General features: G+C 65.6%; 11 protein-coding genes. 5 read left to right on the top strand and 6 right to left on the bottom strand.

Annotation, left to right across the window (positions count from 1 at the left end):
- Positions 1 to 406 precede the first annotated feature (406 nt).
- Complete coding sequence (locus tag ON39_RS24460) at positions 407 to 784, bottom strand: nuclear transport factor 2 family protein (RefSeq protein ID WP_051186997.1); 378 nt, start codon at positions 782 to 784, stop codon at positions 407 to 409.
- Between the two features lie 87 nt (positions 785 to 871).
- Here ON39_RS24460 and ON39_RS24455 point away from each other — a divergent pair, with 87 nt between their 5' ends.
- Complete coding sequence (locus ON39_RS24455; protein ID WP_040737848.1) at positions 872 to 1,666, top strand: helix-turn-helix domain-containing protein; 795 nt, start codon at positions 872 to 874, stop codon at positions 1,664 to 1,666.
- Positions 1,667 to 1,670: 4 nt separating this feature from the next.
- Here ON39_RS24455 and ON39_RS24450 read toward each other — a convergent pair whose 3' ends face one another.
- The gene (locus tag ON39_RS24450) at positions 1,671 to 2,285 is read right to left on the bottom strand and encodes a hypothetical protein (protein ID WP_051186996.1); all 615 of its coding nucleotides are present in this window, start codon (positions 2,283 to 2,285) and stop codon (positions 1,671 to 1,673) included.
- A gap of 462 nt (positions 2,286 to 2,747) precedes the next feature.
- Here ON39_RS24450 and ON39_RS24445 point away from each other — a divergent pair, with 462 nt between their 5' ends.
- Positions 2,748 to 3,179: a DUF4189 domain-containing protein gene (locus ON39_RS24445; RefSeq protein WP_040737847.1), complete on the top strand. Its 432-nt coding sequence runs from the start codon at positions 2,748 to 2,750 to the stop codon at positions 3,177 to 3,179.
- Between the two features lie 52 nt (positions 3,180 to 3,231).
- Here the strand turns inward: ON39_RS24445 and ON39_RS24440 are convergent, their stop codons facing one another.
- From ON39_RS24440 to ON39_RS24430, 3 genes are read right to left on the bottom strand one after another with little or no spacing between them, the layout of a single operon-like run.
- Positions 3,232 to 3,894 carry a methionine ABC transporter permease gene (locus ON39_RS24440; protein WP_040737846.1) on the bottom strand — a complete coding sequence of 221 codons (663 nt, stop codon included), beginning with the start codon at positions 3,892 to 3,894 and terminating at the stop codon, positions 3,232 to 3,234.
- Between the two features lie 11 nt (positions 3,895 to 3,905).
- Positions 3,906 to 4,919, bottom strand: coding sequence for a methionine ABC transporter ATP-binding protein (locus ON39_RS24435; protein ID WP_040737845.1), 1,014 nt, complete (start codon positions 4,917 to 4,919; stop codon positions 3,906 to 3,908).
- Positions 4,916 to 5,791, bottom strand: a complete 876-nt coding sequence (locus ON39_RS24430; protein ID WP_040737842.1) for a MetQ/NlpA family ABC transporter substrate-binding protein — start codon at positions 5,789 to 5,791, stop codon at positions 4,916 to 4,918. Before ON39_RS24430 ends, ON39_RS24435 begins: the two co-directional genes overlap by 4 nt.
- Positions 5,792 to 5,923: 132 nt before the next feature.
- Here ON39_RS24430 and ON39_RS24425 point away from each other — a divergent pair, with 132 nt between their 5' ends.
- Complete coding sequence (locus ON39_RS24425) at positions 5,924 to 6,790, top strand: MetQ/NlpA family ABC transporter substrate-binding protein (protein WP_040737841.1); 867 nt, start codon at positions 5,924 to 5,926, stop codon at positions 6,788 to 6,790.
- Here the strand turns inward: ON39_RS24425 and ON39_RS24420 are convergent, their stop codons facing one another.
- Complete coding sequence (locus tag ON39_RS24420; protein ID WP_051186995.1) at positions 6,791 to 7,828, bottom strand: isopenicillin N synthase family dioxygenase; 1,038 nt, start codon at positions 7,826 to 7,828, stop codon at positions 6,791 to 6,793.
- Positions 7,829 to 8,056: 228 nt separating this feature from the next.
- On the opposite strand from ON39_RS24420, the gene ON39_RS24415 reads away from it, so the two are divergent.
- Both ON39_RS24415 and ON39_RS24410 read left to right on the top strand, forming a co-directional pair.
- Entirely contained in the window at positions 8,057 to 8,671 is a 615-nt protein-coding gene (locus ON39_RS24415) for a hypothetical protein (protein ID WP_051186994.1), read from the top strand.
- 203 nt (positions 8,672 to 8,874) lie between these two features.
- The coding region (locus tag ON39_RS24410) for a type IV toxin-antitoxin system AbiEi family antitoxin domain-containing protein (protein ID WP_157195512.1) at positions 8,875 to 9,862 on the top strand (988 nt) is incomplete at its 3' end.

The raw sequence follows: 9,862 nt of genomic DNA, 5'->3' as shown, positions 1-9,862 counted from the left end.
TGATAACCCGCCGCACGGACCGGTCAGCGACGAGGCCCGGATAGCGGCGATCGGCGAGCGTGGCCGCCTGGTCGGCGACAACCACCGCGCCGCGCGTCAAAGGACGCGGCCAGGCTTGGACAAGCGACCATGAGCAATCCCTGGCGGCGAATCGCGGGAACGTCCCGGCACCAGTTCACCCTCGCCGCTCCAGTGCCTCCCGAACACCCGCCGCACCGGACGGGTCGGCGATGAAGCTCGGAGAGGCGAGCCGCGAGCGCGGCCACCCGTTTGGCCGGCGACAACCACCGCACCGCGCATGAGAGGACGCGCCCAGGGTTGGACAAGTGATCACAAGGAATCCATGGCGGCGATCCGCGAGCGCGTCCACCCGCCCAGCCCCGGGCGACAACCACCGCACCGGGCGTCAGAACATTCCGTTCGGGACCTGCTCGCTCTCCGGTACCGGCTGGGCGGCGTGCCAATGCTCGGTGATCAGGCCGTCGATCAGTCGCCAGATGTCGATGATGGCGAGGCCGCGGTCGTCGCCGCGCGGGGTCAGGTGGTAGTGAACGACCACGTAGTCGTCGTCGGCGATGACGCGCTTGATGTCGATGCGGGCCGTGCCGACTGGTGAGGCGGCGGTGAATGCGAGGTAAGCGTCTCGGCCGGAAGGGTTTCCAGGGGCGTGGGCGATGAAGTTCTCGTGCAGGATCGCGCGCAGGCCGTCCAGGCTGCCGTCGGCGAACTCCGCGAGGGCGTGCAGGACGAGGTTCTTGTTGCGGGTGGCGAGGTCGTTTGTCATGCGGCAACGGTGGCAGACGCGGGGGCGGGCCGTCGATTACCAGGGATGTAATGGCCGATCGGTGGGCGGGGCGGCGATACTGGCCGGGTGGAGCACGATCAGCGTCCGGTCGGTGAGTTGCTGCGGCAGTGGCGGTTACGGCGCGGGCTGAGCCAGCTGGAGTTCGCCATTCAGGCCGACGTCTCGTCCAGGCACGTGAGTTTCGTGGAGACGGGGCGGACCATCCCCAGCGCGGCCATGGTCGAGCGCTTCGCCGAGCACCTGAATGTGCCGCTGCGGGAGCGGAATCGGTTGCTGCTGGCGGCCGGGCACGCACCCGTCTATCGGCATCGCGCCGCGGACGATCCGGAGCTGGCGCGGGCGAGGGACGCGGTGCGCCGGGTGCTCGACGTGCACGAGCCGTTCCCCGCACTGGCGGTCGACCGGCGGTGGAACCTGTTGTTCGCCAACACCGCGACCCGCGTCTTCTTCGACGACGTCGACCCGGAATTGCTGCGGCCGCCGGTCAACATGATGCGGATCGGACTGCACCCCAACGGTTTCGCGCGCCGCCTGCGCAATCTGGAGCAGGTACGCGGTTTTCTGTTGCCGCGCTTGGCTCGTCAGGCCGCGCAGACCGGCGATGCCGAGTTGCGCGGCCTCTACGCCGAATTGCGCGCGTACTACCCCGCCGACGAGGCGATGCCGATCGATCCGGCGGAGGTCGCCTTGCCGATCCGGATTCGGCACGGCGACACCGAGTTGTGTTTCTTCAACACGATCACGACGTTCGGCGCCGCCTTCGATATCACCCTGGACGAGATCGCCGTGGAAGCCTATTTCCCCTCCGACACAGCGACTTCGGACTACCTGAACACACTCGCGCAATCCGTCTCGTCCTGACGGGTCAGCTCGCGGCCGCCTTGCCCTCTTCGAAGAATTCCAGCAGGCTCTGCACCGAGTCGACCTCCTCGCGCGGGCGCAGGGCCCCGAACGGGGCGTTCCAGAAATCGCCGGTGCGCGGCGTCCACGGACCGACGTAGGCGTACGGTCCCGGATGGGCGGCGTCTCCCGGCGACACACCGTAGTTCACCTCACCGAGCGAGAGGGAGAGATCGAAGTGCTCCGGCCACAGGACCGGCGCTTCGTCCGGAGCCAAGCAGCGTAAAGCCTTGTCCCCCAGCGAGAACCACGCACCGATCTGCCGCGCCACCTCCGGATCCACATCGATCGCGCTGTCGGGGTCGACGCCCGTGGTGTCCTTGTACAAATCCTTCGGCGCCTCAGGCTCGAACCCGGCCCGCCGCGCGATATCCCGGTAGGTCCCCTCCAGCGGCGCCCGCCCCTCCGCCCAAACCAACTCGGCGCCGACCACCGAAACCGGCCACCGCACACCCCCGAACCCCTCGTGCACCGCCCGCAACCGAATAGTCCCGTACTCCCGATACTGCGGCCCCGCGATCAACAACTCCGCCACCGCATGCAGCCCCACCCTCGACCGCCCATAAATCTGCTCGTCCACACCGGAATCATGTCCGGTGTGGACGCCACCCGCAGCTATTTCGCTGACGGCTTAGCGCGTCCTCCGCGACGTCAGACCCGCATGCATCCATGACCACAAACCCCAGCCCATGCGACGCCTCGCCCCACTGCACCCGCCTGCCCTGTGCACAACGTTGGGTACCGAGCAGAGTCATATGGCTGCTGTCCATGATCAACAAGCAGCCATATGACTCTGCTCGCTGATCGTTCTGCCTACGATGCGGGGCGATGGTGACAGAAGTGGAGAGTTCTGGCGTGGAGCGGTCACCGTCGAAGAATGCCGCATGGCGGCGGCATTGATGACCGGGTGCCCATTTTGTTAGGTTCACTTCGAAACCCTCTGGGGCCCGGCACAATTCAGGCACCAGAAATGGTTTGGGGAAATAGCGTGTGGTGGCTCATGATCTGACGCGAAACCACTTTTTTCTCGGGAGGATCAAAAATGTCGTTGTCGCGCAAGGCTGCTCTGGCCCTGGTCGGGTCCGCGGCGGTCGCTTTGGTCGCGGCCGGTGCGGGTGTCGCTCAGGCGGAGCCGGATTCGGAGGGCAGGTATTACGGGTCGATCGCGCTGGAACCCAAGACGGGCAAGACGGGAGCCGCGTGGAACTACCCGGGCTGGGGTGAGTCGGACGCCGACGCGCTGGCCGAATGCGGTAGGCAGGACTGCTACGTCGCCGTGCGCTTCGTGAACGGCTGCGGCGCCATCGCGGCCAGCTCGGACGGTAACTGGGCGGTGGGCACCGGCCGCGACCGTGCCGCGGCGGAGCGCGCCGCCATCGCGGCCCTCGGACCGCTCGACCCGCCGTTCCCGAACTTCGGCAGCTCGGCGCCCAAGCGCGCCCAAGTCTGGGAGACCCACTGCACGCCGGAGTAGGCACGCCATGAATGAGGGGTGTACGCGCCGAGGCCGTACACCCCTCATCAAGTCAGCGACGCAATACTTTTCGCGCCAACCAGTTGCCGAAGAACTGAATCACCTGCACGCCGGCGATGATCACGAGCGTGGCGACCAGGGTCACCTGCCAGTTGAATCGCTGATACCCCTGCACGAGCGCGAAATCGCCGAGCCCGCCGCCGCCGACGGTGCCCGCCATGGCGGAGATGTCGACGATGCCGATCACCACGAAGGTGTAGCCGAGCACCAGGGGGCCGAGGGCCTCGGGTATCAAGAGCGTCAAGATGATTCGCAGCGGACCCGCGCCGACGGCTCGCGCCGCCTCGATCACGCCCGGGTCGACCGTCACGAGGTTCTGCTCCACGATCCTGGCGATGCTGAACGAGGCCGCCACGATCATGACGAACGCCGCGGCGTCGCGACCGATGGTGGTGCCGACCACCTGCAGCGTCACCGGGCCCAGCGCCGCGAGCAGAATGATGAACGGAATGGGCCGCACCACGTTCACGATCACGTTGAGCAGCAGGTTGATCGGCGCGTTCGCGAGCAATCCGCCCTTGCGGGTGACGTAGAGCACGGTGCCGAGAAACAGCCCGATCAGGCCGCCGACGACGAAGGTGACGAGCACGAGGTAGATCGTCGTGCCGATCGCCTCGTACAGGAGCGGCCGCAGAGAGTCCCAATTCGCTTGCACAGCTCCTCCTTTCAGGCCGTCCGGCGATCGAGTTCGTCGATCACCTTGTCGATGGCGTCGTCGGGACCGTGCAGCGCCAGGGTGACGCTGCCGAATGTCTTGTCCTGCAACGTGCTCACCCCGCCGTAGACCACCTCGAAGCGCACGTCGGCGTGCGCCGCGACGGCCAGCGCCGCGCCGACGCCGCGCCGGTCGTCCACGTCCACCGTGACCAGCCGGCCGCCGTGCAGCTCACCGAGCCTGCGCAACTCGTCCTCGGACGGCCGGTTATGCAGCACGGTCGCCACGAACGACTGCGTCGGCACCGCCTTGGGGGCGGCGAAAACCTCGAAGGTGCTGGCGAGTTCGACGATGCGGCCCTCGGCGAGCACCGCGACCCGGTCGGCCACCGCGCGGATCACGTCCATCTCATGGGTGATCACCACGATGGTGACGCCGAGTTCGCGATTGATCTTCTTCAGCAGCCGCAGCACCTCACCGGTGGTCTCCGGATCCAGCGCCGAGGTGGACTCGTCCGCGAGCAGCAGCGACGGCGAGGTCGCCAGCGCGCGGGCGATGCCGACCCGTTGCTTCTGCCCGCCGGAGAGCTGGTCGGGGTAGCTCTTGGCCTTGTCCGAGAGCCCGACGAACTCGAGCAGTTCGGCGACCCTGGCCTTGCGCTCGGCCCGTCGCCACCCCGCGACCTTGAGCGGGTACTCGACATTGCCTGCGGCCGTGCGTGATCGGAACAGATTGAACTGCTGGAACACCATTCCGATATCGCGGCGCAGCCGCCGCACCTCGCCCTCGCGCACCCCGGTGATCGGCGTGCCCGCCACCTCGACGGTGCCGCTGGTCGGCTTCTCCAGTGCGTTGATCAGCCGGACCAGCGTGCTCTTGCCCGCGCCGGAGTAGCCGATCACGCCGAAGATCTCGCCCTGCTCGATCCGCAGATCGATATTGTCCAGCGCGACATGGGAGTTCGCGCCCTTGCCGAAAACCTTGGTGACCGAACGGATCTCGACGGCAGGCTGGGCCTGGCTCACTTGCCGTCGCGGATGGACTGCTGCACCCGCTGCAGAATCTGTTCCAGCTCAGGGCCGTTGCGTCGCACCTCGACGGCGGTGCCCTTGGTCACCTCGCTGTGCGCCTTCTGCACCTCGGGGTCGTGCCAGAGCTCGACCAGCTGCAACAGCTTCGGATTGTTCTTGTCCTCGGCCCTGGTGACCAGCGCGTTGATGTACGGCTCGGCGGCCGGGTTCTTCGGATCATCCTTGTACAGCGCCGAACTGGGGTCGATGCCCGAACGTTCGAGGAAGGTGTTGTTGATCACCGAGCCGTCCACCGAGGCGAGGGACAACGCGGTCTGCGCGGCGTCCACGGTGGTCACCTTCACCTTCGACGCGCCGCGGTCGATGTCCGCGGGGGACGGCGAGTTGGTGGCGGAGGACAGCTTCAGTAGCCCGGCCGCCTGCAGGACGAACAGTGCCCGCGCCTGGTTGGTCGGGTCGTTCGGGATGGCGATCTCCGCACCCTGCGGCAGGTCGGCGAGGGTCTTGTGCTTCTTGGAGTACAGGCCGAGCGGCACGATGTAGGTGGAGCCGATCGGGGTGAGCGTGTCGTTGTTCGCGACGTTGTACGCACCCAGGAATTGCAAGTGCTGGAACAGATTCACGTCGATCTGCTTCTGCGACAGCGCGAGGTTCGGCTGCTTGTAGTCGGAGAAGTTGGTGATCTTCAGCGTGATGCCCTTGTCCTTGGCCCGCTGCTCGAAGACGTCCCAGGCTTTGTCCTTGTCGGTCGTGCCGATGCGCACTACCGTGTCGTCGGAGGCCTTGTCGTCTGAACCGCACGCCGTGAGGGTGAGGGCCGCGGTTGCTACCAGGACCGGGATCGCCAGTACCCGATGGAATTTCACTCGTGCTCCCGAAATGCTTGTCGCTGTATGAACCCGGTAATCCAAGCGGCCCGGCAACCGATGAGACAACGGTTTGGATTGTGGTGAGCGAAACCCTTCCCAATTCTTGGACGACCGTCTAGTTTGCTCGCAATGCGCTTGCTGCACCGCCTCCTGCTGGTCCCGATCGTGTCCGCCGTCGCCCTCGCCTCCGTGTCCTGTGGCACGGAGCACCGCGACGACGCGATACGCATCGGTGTGAACGATCTCGCACTGCCGCACTGGGCGGTATACAAAAAGAAAGCCGCAGATCAGGGCATTGCCGTGGAGTTCATCAACTTCACCGACTACAACCAGCCCAATCCCGCGCTCGCGCAGCGCCGCATCGATCTCAACAAGTTCCAGCACGTGCGATACCTGGCCAATTACAACGCCCGCAACAACGACACCCTGGTGCCCATCGGCGCCACCGAGATCTTTCCGCTCGCCCTGTATTCGCGAAAGCACAGGTCCGTGGCCGACATTCCACGCGGCGGTCAGATAACGCTGAGCAACAACTCCGCGAACCAGGTGCGGCCGCTGCTCAGCCTGGCCGCGGCCGGCCTGATCGTGCTGAAGGGCGGCGCCAGTTGGGATTCGAAGATCGAGGACGTGGACACGGCCGCGTCCAAGGTGAAGCTGACGCCCATCGATCCGACGCTCACCGCGCAATCCCTCAGCAGCGTCGACGCCGCCTTCGTCGACGACACCTTCGCTCGCCCAGCCGGTTTGACGAAGGACGACACGATCTACACCGACGATCCGGAGCGGCCCGAGCTCAAGCAGTACATCAATATCTTCGCCGCGCGGGCCGCCGACAAGGACAACCCGACGCTGCTGAAACTCGCTCGGCTGTACCATGATCCGGAGGTCGAGGCCGCGGTGCGCGCGGAAACCGGGTACGAGGGCATCTTCAAAACCAACGAGCCCGCCGACCTCCAGGCGGCCGCGACGGAGCTGGAGGCCAAGTTCCGCAAGTGATTACGAGCGCGCCGACATGGCCCGCGCGGCCTCGCGCTGCGCGTTCGTATTCGGTTGCAGCCCACGGGAACCGGCCAGCTTCGCCTGAACATGCTCGGAGACCGTGATCGGCGGGTACTTGCTGCCCGCGCCGACACACGAGGGCAGGGTCTCGATCACGGCGTCGAAGTTGCCGTCGTGGAAGAACGCCGCGCTGCGACGGCGCTCGATCGTGCCGTCCACGATCGGCGGCATCACCCGGTGCAGGGTCGACAGCCACCGCTCGTTCGTCCAGCGCGCCATGAGGTCGCCGAGGTTTACCAGCAACGCGTCGTCGGCGGGTTGTACATCGTGCCAGCGCCCGTCCGCGCCGAGCACCTGCAGGCCGGGAACCTGGTCGGCCCAGAGGACGGTGACGATGCCGTAGTCGGTGTGCTCGCCCATGCCCTTGAGTTCGCCGTCGAGATCGACGCTGCCGGGCGGGAGCGCGTAGTTGTTCATCCGCAGCACATTCAGCGAGTGGTCGGTGAACCTGTCGAAGTAGCCGGCGGGCAGGTCGAGGGCGTCGGCGAAGATGGCGGTGAGGGTGCTCGCAACGCGCGCGGCCTCCGCGTAGTAGGCCAGCACCCGCCGCCGGAACTCGGGTAGCTCTGCGGGCCAGACGTTTTCGGCATACCCTGCCGCCGCGGGCAGCTCGAGTTCGGGGTAGTCGGCGGTCGTGGTGCCGATATTGAACGCCTCGAAGTAGTCGTTCATCCGCGTCGCCGACGTCACGCCGAGGCTCAAGCTCAGGCTCTCGCTCTTGGGCGGGGAGTAGCCGCGATTGAACTCGACCGACGTGCGGTAGGTCTCCTTTGTCGGCTGATCCAAGGCGAAGAAGTCGTCGAGCGCGCCGGCGAACCCGTCGAGCACCTGTCCGGGGATCCCGTGTCCACGGATCTGCATGAAGCCCACCTGCCGAGCCGCTTCGTCTATCTGCCGCGCGACCTGGACCCGCGCCGCGGCGCCCGCCCCGTCCACATAGGCCGAGATATCGATGACAGGAACCTCGAAGTCCACCACAAACCGTCCTTCCCGTAGGCGATGGTCCCAGCATGGAACGTCCGTTCGCCCGGCAACGCCCGTTCCGGTCAAGTTCGTGTAAAGAAAGTTTCTTGCTGGAACGCGGTTACTGTCACGCGTTGGAACTTGCTCGATCCAAGGGCTCAAAGGCGTTGATCGGCAGTGTTTTTATCACTGCCAAGCCATAGGCTCGAGATCTTCATTGGATTCGAGACAGGGGGCTAGATGTCGGTGACACTGCTGCAACTGGATCGCCGGGTGAGCGTGTTGGAGAGGAACTACGGGCGATCGGAGGAGGAGCGCTTGGCTTACCAAGAGACCCTTCTCGATACCCACGAAAAGGCCGAGAGGCTCGAGCTGGACGTGTCTGTATTGAAGGAGGACGTGTCCGTGCTGAGGCTGGACGTGTCCATGCTGAAGGAGGACGTGTTCGAGCTGAAGGAGGACGTGTCGGGCTTGAAGCTGGACGTGTCCGTGCTGAAGGTTGATGTGTCGGGCTTGAAGCAGGATGTGTCCGTGCTGAAGGACGACGTGTCGGGCCTCAAGCAGGACGTGTCCGTGCTGAAGGACGACGTGTCGGGCCTCAAGCAGGACGTGTCCGTGCTGAAGGACGACGTGTCAGGCCTCAAACAGGACGTGTCCGTGCTGAAGGACGACGTGTCAGGCCTCAAACAGGACGTGTCCGTGCTGAAGGACGACGTGTCAGGCCTCAAACAGGACGTATCCGTGCTGAAACACGACGTATCCGAACTGAAGCATGACGTATCCGGGCTGAAGCGCGGCATGTATGCCCTGGTGACGCATTTCGGGCTCACCCTTCTTCCCGAGAACCCGAACTAGCAGCTAGCACGCACCCCCTCCGCCCTCCGGCGACGCCTCCCCCGGCGATGCCGCGTGATCAGTACACAGAAATACCGCGAGGGCGGAAGGGGTGCTGGAAACGCTGGCGGCGAGGCCAGGCGCACCACCCCTCTCGTCGGACAAGGTCCGACGGTCATCGAGCAGAGTTATATGGCTGCGGTTCATGATCAGCAAGCAGCCATATGACTCTGCTCGATACCCAACATGTAGTTGTGCACAAGAGGAGGGTTTGGGCTGGTGGGGTGACGGTAGGCGGGGGCGGGGGCAGCGATGCTTCAGGGATGAGGGCGTTGCTGGAGGAAGTTCGCGATAGGCAGTTCGGTGTGTTCACGGCGGGGCAGGCGCTGGTGGAGTACAGCCGCGCCGAGCTGCGCGCCCGGGTTCGGCGCGGTGAGTGGGTGCGGGTTTTCCACGGGGTGTATCGGGAGGCCGTCACAGCGACGACACCGGAACTGCGGGTCGAAGCGGCTCGCTTGTCGATGGGGCTACCGGTCGTCGCCGCGACCTACCACACGGCTGCGGAACTGCATGGCTTCTCGGTAGTCGACACCACCGCGACGCACGTGTCCGGCGTACAGCGTTCTCGAACGAAAGGGCTTGTGGTGCACCAGGACCGGATCTCCTCGACGGACCTGCAATGTATCAACGGTGCCATGACGACCACTGCGGCACGCACGGCGGTCGACCTGGCACGCACATTGGACCCAATGGACGCGTTGGCGACCTTGGACGCGGCGCTTCGCCTCGGGCTTCCCCGAATGGCGCTGGATGAAGAAGCCGCACGCCACCATGGACGACGCGGATGCAGACAGGCGCTGGCCTTGATCGAATTGAGCGACCACAGGGCCGAATCTCCCATGGAATCGCGCACGAGACTGCGCTGCCTCGACGCAGGCCTGCCACCAGCGGAACCGCAACTGGACATAACCACCCCCGAGGGACGCCGCCGTCTCGACCTCGGGTGGCGCCGATGGCGAATCGGACTCGAATACGACAGCGCCGCATGGCATTCCGGCCCCCACGCGGCAACCCGAGACACCGCCCGCCACAACACCCTCACCGAACTCGGCTGGCGCATCTTCTACGCCACCGCCCCCGACGTCCTGCACCACCCCCACCACTTCACCGACCCCATCAGGTCAGCAATGCAAAACACCACACAACGAGCAG

The sequence above is a fragment of the Nocardia tenerifensis NBRC 101015 genome (genome assembly GCF_000308715.1).
GTDB lineage: Bacteria > Actinomycetota > Actinomycetes > Mycobacteriales > Mycobacteriaceae > Nocardia > Nocardia tenerifensis.
Note: the sequence above shows the minus strand (reverse complement) of the source record. Positions and strands in the feature narration are given on the sequence as shown.